This is a genomic window from Bacteroides sp. MSK.20.12 (genome assembly GCF_019052435.1).
Lineage (GTDB): Bacteria > Bacteroidota > Bacteroidia > Bacteroidales > Bacteroidaceae > Bacteroides > Bacteroides xylanisolvens.
The window spans coordinates 55,466-71,496 of the sequence record NZ_JAHQVH010000025.1 but is presented as its reverse complement, the minus strand read 5'-3'; the positions used below and the strand labels follow the sequence as shown (position 1 = coordinate 71,496).

The window sequence follows — 16,031 nt, the reverse complement described above, 5'->3', positions numbered from 1 at the left end:
TTTTTATTCTGAATTAGGGATGTATATGTTGAATCGTAGAATGTTTCAACGGGGCAAAGATAATAATTTTTTTTGGTTTCATGAACAATCAAACATTTTTTTCCACGTAAAAGTGTATCTTTGCTACATAAAAGAAAATGGTATGACAGTAAATGAAGCTCATTTAATTTATTTTTCGCCTACACACACATCTAAACAAGTTGCGGAAGCGATTGTTCACGGTACGGGCATAAAAAATATCCTTCCTATTAATGTAACGCAGCAAATTGCAGATGAAATCGTGATTCCTGCATCTGCTTTGGCCATTATTGTAGTGCCTGTGTATGGAGGTCATGTCGCTCCTCTGGCAATGGAGCGTTTGCAGTACATCCGGGGAGTGGATACTCCGACCGTTTTGGTGGTGGTGTATGGAAACCGTGCTTATGAAAAAGCTTTAATGGAACTGGATGCTTTTGCTATTCCTCATGGATTGAAAGTGATTGCCGGGGCAACTTTTATTGGAGAACATTCATATAGTACTGATAAACATCCGATTGCGGTGGGACGTCCCGATGAGTCGGATTTAGCCTTTGCTACGGAATTTGGGAAGAAAATCATGGAAAAAATACAGGCTGCTGATAGCATGGATACCCTTTATCCGGTAGACGTACGTGCTATTAAACGTCCGAGCCAGCCATTTTTTCCTTTGTTTCGCTTTTTGAGGAAAGTTATCAAGTTACGTAAAAGTGGAACACCGCTTCCCCGCACTCCTTGGGTGGAGGATGAGAATTTGTGTACCCATTGTGGGTTGTGTGTGGTCCGTTGTCCGGCAGGGGCTATAACGAAAGGGGATGAGCTGCATACAGATGAAGCTAAATGTATCAAGTGTTGTGCCTGTGTAAAAGCCTGCGTTAAGAAAGCACGGGTGTATGATACTCCTTTTGCGGCTTTGTTGTCAGATTGCTTCAAGAAACAGAAATTGCCTCAAACTATTTTGTAGATTACGACACGCTTAGTCGTTTCATCAATACGAAAGCGGTTGTCTGTTCGTTCGCCTATCAGCCACGCAATGTGTTCTCCACAGCAGAGTACCCACTGGCGTTCTTTTTGACTGATAGAAAATTTGCGGTCGGTCAGATAATCGCTTATTTTTTTCTTTCCTTTCATTCCGAAAGGAATAAAAGTGTCTCCTGTCTGCCATTTCCGGTAATGAATATCTCCATTCAGTTTGTCGGCATCAAAACAGGCTATTCCTTTGTCGCGTGGAATTAGGAAATCAGGGGTGTATTCTTTTTCTTCTTTGATGATTTGAAAAGGAGGAAGAATTTCATTTCCCGATTCAATAGCTTCTATTAATAAGAATTCTCTATCTTTTATCACTCTCCATTTTTTACTGCAAAATTGTTTGCCCGGTTGGCTGTGAAGCGAAAAGGCAATATCTTTGATTTGTGCAGAATTGAAGCCTAGAGGATGCAAGATTTCGAATAGAATAGCTTCGGGTGCCGGTTCCTTTACTAAATCACTGATTCGGATACCTTCTGTCGTTACAATATTATTTTTGGTTTCCTCTATGCATTTATTATATATGGTAGCTACATCATTCAGATAATTGCTCGTGTCTATCAGATTCTTTTTGACTGACGGATTGATTTCTTGCATAAGAGGAAGGAGATTGAGTCGGATTTTGTTACGGGTATATTCGTCTTCCAGATTGGTACTGTCTGTTACATAATCTTGTCCGATGCTCTCCAGATAATGAATGATATCTTCCCGATTGACGCAAAGCAGAGGCCGCACGATTGCTCCGTTGCGGGGGCGGATTCCTAATAAACCGGTAATTCCTGTACCTCGAATCAGATTGAGTAGTATGGTTTCTACGCTATCATCCTGATGATGTGCTACGGCGATCACATCTGCCTGGCATTCTTTTCTCGTTTTCTCGAACCAGTCATAGCGTAATTCCCGTGCAGCCATTTCAATCGAAATCTGTTTTTTCTTTGCGTATTGTGTCGTGTTAAAATCAATTGTATGCAAATGGATTCCGGTTCTTTTGCAAAGTTGGCGGACAAACAGTTCATCCCGGTCTGATTCTTCGCCTCGCAGGTGGAAATTACAGTGTGCGGCTTCGCAATGATAACCTGCTGTGTGCAGAATACATAGCAGCGCCACCGAGTCGGCACCGCCACTCAATGCAATCAGGACTTTGGCATCCAGTGAGAACAAATGTTCTTTTTCTATATATTTTGTAACGCGTTGTTGTATCATATCTGCAAAGATACGAGTTTATCAATAAGTTTTTTTATTTTTCCTAAATCTTTTGGAGGAGGAAAATGACTGCTATTTAAAAACATTCTAAATAATTTGCGTGCTCCGAAGTTATGAATTATCTTTGCCGAAAATTTTGAGAGTTATGCGTTTGTCCGAATTAAAAACAGGAGAAAAAGGTGTTATTGTAAAGGTATTGGGGCACGGTGGTTTTCGTAAACGTATTGTGGAGATGGGCTTCATTAAAGGTAAAACGGTTGAAGTGCTGTTGAACGCTCCCCTAAAAGATCCCATAAAATATAAAGTCTTAGGTTATGAAATATCTCTTCGTCGTCAGGAAGCTGAAATGATCGAAGTAATCAGCGAGGAGGAGGCAAAAGAACTGGCTGAAAAGACTGTTTATCATGAAGGATTACCCGAAGACCTTTCAGTAAAAGAAGAAGATATGAAACGGTTGGCGTTAGGTAAACGTCGCACCATCAATGTTGCCTTGGTCGGAAATCCGAACAGTGGCAAGACTTCTTTGTTTAATCTTGCGTCCGGTGCTCATGAGCATGTAGGCAATTACAGCGGTGTGACCGTGGATGCCAAAGAAGGTTATTTTGACTTCGAAGGTTATCATTTCCGTATTGTCGATCTGCCGGGAACTTATTCTTTATCTGCTTATACGCCGGAAGAAATCTATGTTCGCCATCATATTATCGATGAAACTCCTGACGTGATTATTAATGTCGTCGATTCTTCTAATCTGGAGCGAAACTTATATCTGACTACTCAATTGATAGACATGAATGTCCGCATGGTAGTGGCTCTGAATATCTATGATGAATTGGAAGCCAGTGGAAATACATTGGATTACCATTTGTTGAGCAAGTTGTTCGGGGTGCCGATGCTGCCTACTGCCAGTAAGAAAAATCGTGGATTGGATACGTTGTTTCATGTAGTTATCAATCTGTATGAAGGAGTAGACTTCTTCGATAAACAGGGAAACATGAATCCGGAAGTTCTCAAAGACTTGACTGAATGGCATGACTCTTTGGAAGACCGTAAGAACCATGAGGAAGAGCATCTGGAAGATTATGTGCGTGAACATAAAAAGACGGGGCGTGTCTTCCGGCATATTCATATAAATCACGGTCCTGATATAGAAAAAGCGATTGAGGCTGTAAAAAGTGAAGTGTCCAAGAACGAGTTTATCCGGCATAAATATTCTACCCGTTTCCTCTCCATTAAATTGTTGGAGAATGATCCTGACATTGAGCGTATTGTACGCACATTGCCGAATGCGGATGAAATTTTCCATGTCCGCGACAAGATGTCGAAGCGTGTTCAGGAGACAATGAATGAGGATTGTGAATCGGCTATTACTGATGCTAAATATGGATTTATCAGTGGTGCGTTGAAAGAAACGTTCACGGATAATCATCTGGAACAGGCGCAGACAACAAAGGTACTGGATTCGATTGTAACTCATCGTGTCTGGGGATTTCCTATTTTCTTTCTTTTTATGTATCTGATGTTTGAAGGTACATTTGTCATTGGCGAATATCCGATGATGGGAATTGAATGGATGGTAGAGCAGCTTGGTGAATTGCTGCGCAATAATATGTCGGAAGGTCCATTTAAAGATCTGCTGATTGATGGAATTATCGGTGGGGTAGGAGCTGTCATTGTTTTCTTACCGAATATCCTGATTCTGTATTTCTGTATTTCTATCATGGAGGATTCTGGTTATATGGCTCGTGCGGCTTTTATCATGGATAAGATCATGCATAAAATGGGGTTGCACGGAAAGTCGTTTATTCCTCTGATTATGGGATTCGGATGTAATGTGCCTGCGATTATAGCGTCCCGTACTATTGAGAACCGGAAGAGTCGTCTCATTACCATGTTGGTGAATCCATTGATGTCTTGTAGTGCGCGTCTGCCGATTTATTTATTGTTGGTGGGTGCTTTCTTCCCGAACAATGCAAGTTTGGTGCTGTTAAGTATCTATGTGATTGGTATTGTGCTGGCTGTGGTAATGGCTCGCTTGTTTAGCAAGTTTCTGATAAAGGGTGATGATACGCCGTTTGTGATGGAGCTTCCTCCTTACCGAATGCCGACAGCGAAGTCTATCTTCCGTCATACATGGGAAAAGGGAGCGCAGTATCTGAAAAAGATGGGCGGAATTATTATGATTGCTTCTATTATTATCTGGTTTCTGGGATATTATCCGAATCATGATGCTTATGAAACGGTTGCCGAACAGCAGGAAAATTCTTATATCGGTCAGTTGGGGCGCGGAATAGAGCCGGTAATAAAGCCATTGGGATTTGATTGGAAATTAGGTATTGGCTTGCTTTCCGGTGTAGGGGCGAAAGAATTGGTGGTAAGTACGTTAGGCGTTTTGTATGCAGATGATCCGGATGCTGACTCGGTGAGTTTGGCAGAACGTATTCCGATTACTCCATTGGTCGCTTTTTGTTATATGCTGTTTGTATTGATTTACTTCCCGTGTATTGCGGCGTTGGCGGCTATCAAACAGGAATCGGGTAGTTGGAAATGGGCGCTTTTTGCTGCCTGCTATACAACGGCATTAGCTTGGCTTGTATCATTTGCTGTTTATCAGATTGGAGGATTGTTTGTATGAATAATTGGCAAGAGTGGGTAGTCGGAGTACTCGTTGTGCTCTGCATTGCCCGTGTTGTATATGGAATATTTCTTTTTTTTCGTCGTACGCGGGAAAATCAGAATCCTTGTGACAGCTGCGTAAGTGGCTGTGAACTAAAGGATATGATGGAGAAGAAACGCAGAGAGTGTGATGTAAAGAAAAAAAGTACAAAGAAAAATTGCTGCGGATAGTTGGTAGTTTCAAAATTTGTACTACCTTTGCAACCGCAAACGAGAAATAATGGTTCCTTGGATGAGTGGCTTAGTCAGCGGTCTGCAAAACCGTGTACGGCGGTTCGAATCCGCCAGGAACCTCAACTATCACTTTAAAGCCCTTGAAAGTCAAGTACTTTCGAGGGCTTATTTTTTATGGGTTCCAATTGGGGTTCCAATTTTGGAGTACTGAGTGACACATCGTGACGTATCTATCGGGCATGAGAATATACTTATAACATGCCTCTGATACTATCCTAAGTTGTTTAAGGTGTTTTGCGAAACAAGAAAGTTTATTGGTTCGAGTTCTCTTCTTGCGCCATAGTTGGAACTCTTGCGAAAGTTGATACCAAATCGGGTTCCAATATATAGTATTATGTTATAATAATATTTGGCTCCATCGCATTATGATGTCTTTTGAGGTTAACTTAGAATCTAATAAATGCCACCCTTCTTTTAGTATTATTTGAGATTCTAAAAAAGTATGGTGTATATTGGTTCTAAAACTATGATAAATTATATATAGACTCTCTTGCTATTATTTTCTTGTAGAAAATATTGGAAAAACAAATTGTTAAATGATAATATTTGATAACTTTGCTGTTATTCAATAGATATGTGTTACATATTTAATATATGTGATAAGCGTTATTGATATTTTGCGGTTGATTCTTTCGATATGGGTCACCCATTTTTTGATGTAAAAATTAGAATAATTTATTAATAAATGAAATAGTATATACAATGGCAAATCTACGAACAACATCAGCACGAGCTACTAGAGTAGATGCTGAAGCAGCACGTATAGAAAAAGAAAAGCGAGATAATAGCCCAAGATTGACGATTCTGAAAATAGCTTTATTGCATAAAGAGGAAGAAAATTTTTCATTTAAGCAAGCTGTTTGTGAGAAATATAATATAGAACTTACAGTTGATGATGATATTGTTTTTGAAAATTATGCTAGGAATTTCTATCGTACTCTTGATCAGGATGAATTTGTTGTTCCTCATTTAGGAAAGAAAAAAGGAATATCGGTTAAAAAATCTAGAGCAGGATTAGTTAAACATAACGAGCATATTGTATTATCTCCTGAAGAAGTCGCTACAAAATTAATATTTCATTCTATTGAAAATATTCTTGAGGGTGTAATAATAGGAGGAGTTTATGGTCGTCCCAGAAATGCTCGGCAACTTCGGAATAAGAATAACCGCAAAGCTGTTAATAAGGATGATGTTATAACGGATGATTATTATGCAATGATTTATTTGCCTATGGATAACAATGTTGGGTATATGCTATTACAATACTATCCTGATATAACGATAAAAAATGAAATTACAGAGTTTATAAGAAAAACTTTACGTAATAAGAGAGCTAAATATAATATTGAATTTTCATATTATTGTACTCAAGAAATGAGTGAGCAGTTTTCTTCAAATAGCATATTGGATCATTTTACCTTTGCTACTCCTTTTGTAAATGGGGATACTATAAATGGTGCTAATGAATTGGGAGAGCAACAGGTTAATGATGTAGTACTTAAAGTGGAAGTGTCATCTCCATCCAATCAACCTGTTTCCTTTATGCAAATACCTCAATTTCTCCAAAAAATATTAAATATAAAACTGAATAATAAAGCTGCTAGAGATTATCAATACCGCACTGGTACTATTAAAAATGTTGAAACAGGTAATACTAGCACTTTTGAAATAGATAGTGATTTGAAAATACGTCCAATCATGTATCTTTATAAAGAAATAGATGTAGATGAAGATGGGATTCCTGACTTTGTTCAGTTGAAAGAGTGTTGTTTTAATAAATTAGAAATTATAAAATCGGAAACATTACCTGGATATAGAATTCATGAAATGGATGAATAGATTATGCGGTTGGTTTATAGAACAACTTCCAATTAAATATACATTGGGAATCATACAAGACGCACATGGGTGGCAAAAGAAGAGTCTTCTCCATGAACTTGAAGATGATAAAAGCAAGAAGAAGAATTATTTTCGGACGCTGAAGTTTATCATTTTAATAATATCTATAATTGTTACAATGATGGTCGAGAATGGTATAAATAGGGACTTTGCTGGTTATATCATTGCTGCATTGTCTATTTTTATTGGACTAAATATAAATCTAATTATAATGATATTTGATAAATTTAATTCTACAAATTTTGATGTCTCCAATAAGCCTTATATTGATAAAGTAAGATTGTTAAAACGAAGAAACTTTTTCATGCAATACACTTCATTAACAGCTTATTCAATTATTTTATCCATTGTGCTAATTTTATTTTTATCATTATGTTTTAGTTCGGACTATTCAATGTCTATATCAGCAATTGATATCTTTACAATATGTAAAGATATGGTTATATCTGATCTTTCTCTAATATGGTCTTGGGAAGCTTTTGAGGAAGTTTTAAAGCTTTTATTTATACTGATATTTAGATGCTTAACGTATTATTTCTTATTCTATTATCTTCTAATTTTATTATATTCTATCGGAAGTGCATACGCATATATAAGTCAAGAGTTTAAGAATAGAAAAATAGAGATATACAAAGAACAAAAATTTTAAAAATGTATGTGATTAATTTGGAAGTTATAGTTTTTCTGTAAACAATCAAGAGCATGATTATACCTTATAAGAATCGTACGATTTTTGCATTCTCTGATACTCATGGACTGCATTCGCGTCTAACAATCCCGTCAGAAGCTGACATTCTAATTTGTGCCGGAGATGGAATAAATGGTATTGAGAAACAAGAGCTATCCGACTTCTTTAATTGGTATGCTGCTCAACCTGCCTTACTACGCATATTTGTAGCTGGCAACCATGAACTTCTGTTTGACTTATGTCCGGATGAAGCGAGATTGCTAATTCCACGAGGCATTAGATTGTTGGAGAACTCTGGAATGAAATATGATGATATTGCATTCTATTCTCTTGCCGCTCGTCCATGGTTACATCAAGCAATCGAAATTCCAGATGAAATAGATTTTTTAATAACTCATGGACCAGCTAAGGGAGTACTTGATGAAGGATCCGGATGCACCCTGCTGCAAAAGGTAATTAGCAAGCATAAACCGCATAACCATTTATTCGGACACATACATCAATGTGGAGACCAGATGCAAAGCTGTTCTAAGACTAATTTCTATAATGTTTCTTACTTTGACCTGTTGCAAGGATAATATCAAACTGAGGTCATTTGGTAAATTACGACTGTATCAAATCTGTCTTATATAATAATGTGTAGGAGCATTACTAAGCTGCTGTCTTAGCAATGCTCCTACTTTCATATCAGTATTGAGGCTCTCCAATGGAAACCACTACTAGTAAAAACTTCCCCTCTAGACCTTATTATATATACCTCCTGCTTCCTCTTAAAAACGCTCCGAATATCCAATTTGGAATCTCCGTTGGTCTCCCACTGCTATATTCTTCTCAAAACCCATTTTCGACAATGTATCTCCTCATGCGTTTCAAGTCCTTTTCGGTCACTAACTGTAAGTTTGACCATTAGCGCACGGTTCGCACGGTTGCACTCTTATTGTATATTCGCTTTTCTAACGGTACTTAGAAATTAATTTCATCGTGCGAAAGTATGCAAAATATGCATTGTTTTTAGATTAATCTGCTCTAAATTCATTGAACCTCCCTGATTTCATCTGATTCTATCTATATTTTGGTGTGTAAAACAATTGCTTATTTGGCTGAAAAATGTCTTTAGTCCTTGTTTTAAGAGCTATTTATGTTAATGTATATTAATGTATTGTTTTCTTTTTTTTTGTTGATATAAACGAAAAAAGAAGTGAACTGATGTTTTTTTCAAAGTTAATCATAGATGATTTAGAAGTAAAGTATATCATTTTTAGAAGTGAATTACAAATCGTGTTTGATTGTAATTCGTTGATAGTTAGATAGTTGCTATTTTGTATTTAAAATTATTCATCTACCTTTGTACCGAAGTTAATCGCTAACCACCCAATGAAAGATGCAAGAGAGGGTGGAAAAGAGGAGGGGTTGATAATAGAGTTCTTTGCATGTTGGACAATAGAGACGAGTTAAAATAGTATTAATTAAATATATGTTAATAATATGAATGAAAAAATTCAATTAATAGAAAATGACGAGTTGCAAAAGCAGCTTGAACCATTGTTTGAGTTGAGGGATGAGATTACTGCCTTGAAAGAGGACATTAATAAGAAGCCTTCAGCTAAGTACCTAACAATCCCACAAGTGTGCGAGTTACTTCATGTCAGTAGGAGTACCATTTATAGAATGGTGCGAAATGGTGACTTGAAAATGAAGAAAGCATACAAACGGGTATTGTTCTCTGAAAAAGATATTGAGAAATTTTTAATAACAATAAATCAATGAAAAGTATGGAAAATAAACCATTTCCCTACAAGGAAGTATTTCCTAAAGCTTTAGCTGCTCTGATTGAGCAGCTTGAAAGTTTCTACGGTTTCGCTGCCTCTTACAGTTCTGTCAGTTTTCTTGTAGCCTTTGGTGCTGTCGTGGGTAATACGATACTCGTGCGGTACTACAACAATTTTATAGAGAGCTGCGCCCTCTTCGTTGTGCTGATTGGAAAGCCATCCAAAGGAAAATCTGCCCCCATTAAATACGCATTAAAATTTTTATTGGAGTGCGATCTTGGGAAATATTCTACTTATAAGAATGAAGTGAAGGCTTACAAGGAAAATGAAGTGAGGCGAAAGAATGGTGAGGAGGTTGAACCTATGGAGTATCCGACCCTCAAGCAAAGAGTTCTTAACGATGCTACAATGGAGGCTATTTTGGCGTGCTTGTACGAGAATCCTCGTGGAATCCTGCTTTATCATGACGAATTGAAAGGACTATTCGGTACGATGAATAGATATAGGGCTGGAAGCGATACAGAGATACTTTTAAGTATGTGGAGTCATATGCCCATTAATGTGAATCGGAAAGGTTCCGACCCAATCAAAATCAATAATCCTTTTTGTTCAATAATCGGGGGGACACAACCGGATGTATTCAAACAAATGTTTACAGGAACCGATAACGGGCTACCTGATAGGTTCTTGTTCTGTGCTCAACTGGATAATAATATTCCAGAGTGGACAGACAAAGAAGTTGATTCAGTGTTAGAAGAAGCGGTGAAGTCAGCTTTTGAAAAATTAGATGCACTGCCAGAAATTAAGGGAGAAGATGATAACATCGTATCTAATATATTAGATTTTACCACCGAAGCACGGGCTCTGATTACCGAGTGGCGAAACGGGGAAAATCATCGCCTCCGTTTGATGGACGATACAAATGAATCCTATGTGGGATCACATGCGAAAATGGATATGAATGCTTTGCGATTTGCGTTGATTCTTGAAATGATGTACTACGCTTTTGGTGAAGGAGAGGGTAGGGCAATCAGTGTGAGGGCTGTCGAAGGTGCGATTAAAATCGTTGATTATTTTAAAAGTCAAGTTGAATTAATGCACGAACTAGTCTATAAAGAGGATGTACGGCACTTGATGACAAAAGAACAAAGTGCGGTATATGATGCTCTTCCTAATGGAACATTCAAAACAAGTGATGGCATCAAGATAGCTGCAAGTTTAGGCATGGGAGAATGGGTGCTCAAACGCTTCTTGAAAAATGACAAGTTCTTCAAGAAAGAGGGATATGGGATGAACAGGAAAATGTTTGTCGAAGATTAATAACCTGTGTATGCCTGTACAATAAACTTTGCGCAGGCATACAAAAAAAATAGAAAGTACAATGACAAATGAAATATTTAGGTGTTCACTGGAACCCAGTGGTGATGGACGTGAGTATAGTGTCTGTCCTAAATGTGGCAAAAAGCGATATACTCGTTTCGTTGACAATCAGACTGGACAGTATTTGCCTTATGAGTTTGGTCGTTGCGAGAGAATTAACAGCTGTGGCTATATGGAGAGCCCTAAGAATAATATTAACCAAATAAACAACAACAAGATGACGAAAGAAATCGAACAAAAGGAAGTAGTTTCAGAAATTGCTTCTGAACGTATTGAAAGCAAGTCTTCTATGCTTTCAAGTGTAAATGACTTTATGAATGGTGCATTGCTTTTCTTCCTTTACCTTATTTTTGGAGAAAAAGCGGTGGAAGTGTTTAACCTGTACGAAGTAATGGTTGCAAAACATTATTATAAAGATGGTAAGTTTGGCACTGCATTTTTACAAATGGATAGAGAAGGTAAGATTCGTCAGGTTAAAGTTATGGCATACAATCCCAAAACAGGCAAACGGCTGAAAGAAAATGATGAATTTCTGATTTATAACAGAAGAACCCATCATTACGAGAAGAATAAGCCAGAGACTCCGGCATCCATGTATATAGGTAAAATGCTTATGTATGATAAGGAGTTTATCAATAAACAATGTCTATTTGGCGTACATCTTTTAAACAAGTTTCCAGATAAGCCTGTGGCACTTGTTGAATCGGAGAAAACTGCATTGATTTGCGCAATACAAATGCCTGAATACGTTTGGTTGGCTACAGGTGGGCAATTTGGCTGTAAATGGACAAGCCCTGAAGTCTATAATGATCTCCGTGGTCGTGAAGTAATCTTATTTCCAGACCTGAAAGCAACGGAGGATTGGAAAATAAGGGCTGAAGATTTGGCTATGGATGGTATAAATATATCTGTTTATGAAGGGTTGGAGGAACAAGCCACGGCAGAGGAACGGGATAGAGGTTTGGATATTGCAGATTATATCTTAATGGCTGAAAAGGAGGTAAAACCGGAAGCATTTGATATTAAAATAGAAAATCCTACTCCAGCTGTAAAAAAAGCGGAAATACCGGGTCTCGCCAATCTTTTTAAGGGATCAAATCAGCCTAAAAAACAAGAGCCTTTAGATGTGGATTCTGAATTTGCTAAACAGATACAATCTATATTGCCTACACAAGAAGAGGTAGAGGGGTTGAAAAATCCACAAAAAATAAAACCAAATTCACAAGAGGAACTAACAATTTCATGGAAAGAAGAAGATGATGATGTGACAGCCGACATTCGATAAGATATGCAGCAGAAACGGGCAATGCTCCATTAGAAGAAGGGGTGTTGTCTGTTCTGTGTATATGCTTCTACTTTAATTGCTCAAGCTATCAGTAAGAACCTATAAATAGACTTGCAATATGTGGTATCTGACAAGTCGTCATATTGTCGAAATTTGATTATTGACAAATCATTCTAAAGATGCAGTTTAAATTCATGATAAGCGGAACGATTCTTGAATAAAAGGTCTTGAAAATTAAAAATCAACACAAGTAGTTATGGCTATAAAAGAAATTTTTTATGGAAAAGATGCAATTCGTTTCTCAGTGAAGAACGGAACGCAAGACATGTCATTAATCAGAGTCAGAGTTAATATCAATGGCGACCGCCTAACCTATTACTTGCCAATAGATTGTAAGATTTGCCCCAAACATTGGGATACTGCTTCGGGGGGTGCTGTTGAGGATGCAAAGCGTAATCCCGATTTGAAGGGTAATCCACTATTACAGTTGAAGATGCGCAACATCAATAAGGAGATTGAGAAAACCAGGAATGCTTTAATGAAAGTATTGGAGAACTTTAAATTCCGTGACATTTACGCAACAGTGGACTTAGTTAGGGAAGAATTGAAAAAGGAATTACAGCAAGAAACCAAAGTTAAGCGTACTTTCTCTGACTTCCCTAGTTTCATGGAATATTATATTTCACTCTGTAGAGATGGAGTAATCCTGAACAGTAAGGGAGCGAAGCTGGTACCGGGTACAATCCGAAACTATATCTCGACTCAAAGTGCTATCAAACGATATTGTACTAGCAGACGCATTAAGTTGAGATTGGACGGGATTACGGTAGATTTCTACAACGATTTTATCAAGTATCTTAATGAAGCTACCCATGCCCGTGGCAAGTATAAGCCCAATGTAATAGGTAAGTTTATCAAGAATATCAAGGTAATGACTCGCTACGCTTATGAAAACCATTACACCACCAATGATGATTTTAAGCGTAAGGAGTTCAAGGCATATAAGGAGAATGTAGAGACAATTTACTTGACCGAAGAAGAATTGAACCGACTCTATGCGTTGGTACTACCGGATAATCAGGCGCAAGTCAGGGATAATTTTTTGATTTCCTGTTACACCGGATTGCGCTATTCCGATATAGTTCGGTTAGAGCAGAAGCATTTGAACTTTGCTCAAAAGATGCTAACGATTGTCACCCAAAAGACCAATACTTTGGTGGTGATTCCCATGCATCCGAAAGTAGAAGCAATTTTTGCTAAGTACGGGAATAAACCTCCTAAGGTACAATGTAATCAAAGTACAAATAGGATGCTTAAAAAATTATGTCGTATGGCTGAAATTACTAACTTTGTATCTATAATTGAGACAACGGGTGGAGTACGGCAGGAAGTGACTTATGAGAAATGCGATATGGTAACAAGTCATACAGCCAGAAGAAGTTTTGCAACCAATGCTTATAGAGCAGGGATTCCTAGTTTATCCATAATGCAGATTACCGGACATACAACCGAATCCAGCTTCATGCGGTATATTAGAGTTTCAAAGGAAGAGAACGCAATCGCTCTTCAAGAACACGCATTCTTTAGAGCCATGTAAGAGAGTGTATAATATGCACAGTTTCGCACGGTTTGGAATGTTGTAAGAACTTGTTGGAAAAGAACTTGTGACAAAACCGTGCGATTGTGCGGACTGTGTGGACAATTAAAAGAGATAGACAAAATATTATTCATTTAAATCTTAAACCAATGAGTAAAGATATTTATAATATCGAAGATAGAATTGCTATAGAAGAATTTATTTTTGTGGCAGAAACATCATCTATAATAATTAGTGAAATAGTACCAAAGAGATTCTCGTTGATTTTTGAAGAACTATTGACCTTAATAAATGATAGGTGGCAAGACCGAATTATTGAGTATTATCATTATAATAATAGAATTTTATATCTTGATAATGATAAAATAATAAATCGTCAAATAAAGATTAATCAGAATATATTTGACGATTTGTTAATTCAACGTTTCGAACTTGACGGGATTGAATATAAAGAAAGTGACGTATTTGAAGGTGATGAACTACAAGATGCTTTGTTTAGTGCCAAACATAAAGATTATATTGTGAATAAATATGGTCCCGAAAATATTGAGTATTCTATATTATATAAAGGAACTCTTTTAGCTCGTCATTTCATGGAGAAGGAAGTTGTAAAAGAACTACAATTGTCAGCAGAAAAATGTATTAGCAAATTGACACCTACTTGTGTAATGGAGTATGATGCTAGGCTTACAAATGTTATCTCGCAACTAGCATCTCTTCATGACATAATAATCAAACCGAATAATGGAATCCCGTCTGAAATAAAGTTCTGGCGAGAGCTTATCACGGAAGAGTCTGTGAAATTATTAAAGAAACTACAGACAGAAAGTGCAAAAGTGCATACCCAAAGAATTAGAGTTTTAATGCTGAATTCCTTAATTGAAGCTGCTGGTATTACTCCTGAAACACAGGGGAACAAAGAAAGATTTATCGCTGAAATTCTTGATATGGATATAGACACAGTGGGAACTTATTTTAATGATTTTGTAGTGAAAAATTTTGGACTAAAAAGTGCGAATTGTAAGAAACAGGTTGAAAAAGCTCAAATTACTTGCGATTTATTAAAAAGTAATAATAGCTATGCAACCAAAGGTGATCATATAGTAAATGCGCTTGTTAATCATCTGAGTTTGGCTGGTACACCCGACTATAGAGATAAAAAATGATGCACAATCCGCACGATTGCACGGTCGTGTTACCAGCCCTTGCCTAATAAGACTTAGAGAACACAGAGACCGTGCATCATTGTGCGGATTGTGCACGCTTGCTATTATACCTGCTGATAAGTAGCAACTATCATAACTAATAACTTATTCACTATGCCAACAAAGAACACCATAAGAAGAGACTATCTGATTATTCGTAGGATTCTCCAAAACGACTATCCTAGCAAGCGTACTTTGCTTGATTATCTGAAACGCTATGATACCGAGATAGGCGAAAGAACTTTCCAAAGAGACTTAGCCGATATACGGAGTAATTTCGATATTGAGATTATATACGATGAACAGAAAAATGGCTATTTTGCTCAAACAGACAATACGCTGGATTTCGACAAGTTGCTTTATTTTATCGGATTGGCTGAAAGTTCTGATATTGTCCTTTCCACTATCAAAGACAAAAACAAAATTCTTCAATATTTGTCGATTAGCCCCAATCCCCGTGCAAAAGGAATTGAAAACATAGGTTGCTTATTACAAGTAATCCAAAACCAAATGATTGTCCGCTTTGAACATAGAAATTATCAGAATGGCACATCAAAAGATTATACCGTTTCTCCTTATCTACTGAAAGAGTTTGAGGGAATGTGGTACCTGTTTGCCTTTGTCGATGAATTGAAAGCATTCCGCACTTTCGGACTAGATAGGATTCACAATCTTATTGTCACAGATGAACCATTCCAAAGAGAAAAAGTACTGGAACAAGTTGCAGAAAAGTTCAATCAAGTATATGGGTTGGTATATGAGCCGGACAACAACTCTAATACCCCAATAGAAGAAGTCAAGCTAAAAGTTTCCGAAACGATGCTCCATTATCTGAATGCTTTGCCATTGCACCACTCACAGACTATTAACGAGAACATCTTAACTTTGTGCCTCATTATCAATCCCGAATTAGAAAATAAGATTATCAGTTACGGAGAACATATAGAAGTCTTGTCTCCCATTCATCTAAGAGAGAGAATTAAGCAACGATTGTTAAAGGCATTGTCCCAATACGAAAGATTATGAAAAATATCCAACTAATACAGCGTTTTATAAT

At 37.3% G+C, this 16,031-nt stretch carries 13 protein-coding genes, 1 tRNA gene and 1 pseudogene; 14 read left to right on the top strand and 1 reads right to left on the bottom strand.

Annotated elements, in window-relative coordinates:
- The first annotated feature begins 142 nt into the window (after nucleotides 1-142).
- Nucleotides 143-979: a 4Fe-4S binding protein gene (locus tag KTR06_RS14370; protein ID WP_004312931.1), complete on the top strand. Its 837-nt coding sequence runs from the start codon at nucleotides 143-145 to the stop codon at nucleotides 977-979.
- Here KTR06_RS14370 and tilS read toward each other — a convergent pair.
- Nucleotides 964-2,244 (bottom strand): tRNA lysidine(34) synthetase TilS, encoded by a 1,281-nt coding sequence (tilS, locus tag KTR06_RS14365; RefSeq protein ID WP_008025826.1) that lies wholly within the window; start codon nucleotides 2,242-2,244, stop codon nucleotides 964-966. The genes KTR06_RS14370 and tilS overlap by 16 nt on opposite strands.
- 145 nt (nucleotides 2,245-2,389) lie before the next feature.
- Between tilS and feoB the strand changes: the two genes are divergently transcribed.
- From feoB to KTR06_RS14305, 13 genes and pseudogenes are all read left to right on the top strand, one after another.
- On the top strand, nucleotides 2,390-4,876 hold the full coding sequence (gene feoB, locus KTR06_RS14360) for a ferrous iron transport protein B (RefSeq protein ID WP_087323664.1): 2,487 nt from the start codon (nucleotides 2,390-2,392) through the stop codon (nucleotides 4,874-4,876).
- The gene (locus KTR06_RS14355) at nucleotides 4,873-5,088 is read left to right on the top strand and encodes a hypothetical protein (protein ID WP_004312937.1); all 216 of its coding nucleotides are present in this window, start codon (nucleotides 4,873-4,875) and stop codon (nucleotides 5,086-5,088) included. The genes feoB and KTR06_RS14355 overlap by 4 nt, the downstream gene beginning before the upstream one ends.
- 51 nt (nucleotides 5,089-5,139) lie before the next feature.
- Nucleotides 5,140-5,211: transfer RNA gene (locus KTR06_RS14350), tRNA-Cys, on the top strand.
- A 642-nt stretch (nucleotides 5,212-5,853) separates the two neighbouring features.
- A complete protein-coding gene (locus KTR06_RS14345) occupies nucleotides 5,854-6,990 on the top strand; it encodes a hypothetical protein (protein ID WP_217290457.1) in 1,137 nt (378 codons plus the stop codon).
- Nucleotides 6,974-7,699, top strand: a complete 726-nt coding sequence (locus tag KTR06_RS14340; RefSeq protein WP_217290456.1) for a hypothetical protein — start codon at nucleotides 6,974-6,976, stop codon at nucleotides 7,697-7,699. Before KTR06_RS14345 ends, KTR06_RS14340 begins: the two co-directional genes overlap by 17 nt.
- A 53-nt stretch (nucleotides 7,700-7,752) precedes the next feature.
- Nucleotides 7,753-8,316, top strand: a complete 564-nt coding sequence (locus KTR06_RS14335) for a metallophosphoesterase (protein WP_217290455.1) — start codon at nucleotides 7,753-7,755, stop codon at nucleotides 8,314-8,316.
- A 907-nt stretch (nucleotides 8,317-9,223) separates the two neighbouring features.
- On the top strand, nucleotides 9,224-9,505 hold the full coding sequence (locus tag KTR06_RS14330; protein WP_217290454.1) for a helix-turn-helix domain-containing protein: 282 nt from the start codon (nucleotides 9,224-9,226) through the stop codon (nucleotides 9,503-9,505).
- A gap of 5 nt (nucleotides 9,506-9,510) precedes the next feature.
- Nucleotides 9,511-10,827, top strand: coding sequence for a DUF3987 domain-containing protein (locus tag KTR06_RS14325; protein ID WP_217290453.1), 1,317 nt, complete (start codon nucleotides 9,511-9,513; stop codon nucleotides 10,825-10,827).
- Between the two features lie 61 nt (nucleotides 10,828-10,888).
- Nucleotides 10,889-11,077: pseudogene (locus KTR06_RS24765) on the top strand (PG0870-related protein); the annotation flags it as partial.
- 27 nt (nucleotides 11,078-11,104) lie between these two features.
- On the top strand, nucleotides 11,105-12,172 hold the full coding sequence (locus KTR06_RS14320) for a DUF6371 domain-containing protein (protein WP_217290452.1): 1,068 nt from the start codon (nucleotides 11,105-11,107) through the stop codon (nucleotides 12,170-12,172).
- A gap of 256 nt (nucleotides 12,173-12,428) precedes the next feature.
- On the top strand, nucleotides 12,429-13,769 hold the full coding sequence (locus tag KTR06_RS14315; protein WP_217290451.1) for a site-specific integrase: 1,341 nt from the start codon (nucleotides 12,429-12,431) through the stop codon (nucleotides 13,767-13,769).
- A 149-nt stretch (nucleotides 13,770-13,918) separates the two neighbouring features.
- On the top strand, nucleotides 13,919-14,935 hold the full coding sequence (locus tag KTR06_RS14310) for a hypothetical protein (protein ID WP_217290450.1): 1,017 nt from the start codon (nucleotides 13,919-13,921) through the stop codon (nucleotides 14,933-14,935).
- A 153-nt stretch (nucleotides 14,936-15,088) separates the two neighbouring features.
- On the top strand, nucleotides 15,089-16,000 hold the full coding sequence (locus tag KTR06_RS14305) for a YafY family protein (RefSeq protein ID WP_122364997.1): 912 nt from the start codon (nucleotides 15,089-15,091) through the stop codon (nucleotides 15,998-16,000).
- Nucleotides 16,001-16,031: the final 31 nt, after the last annotated feature.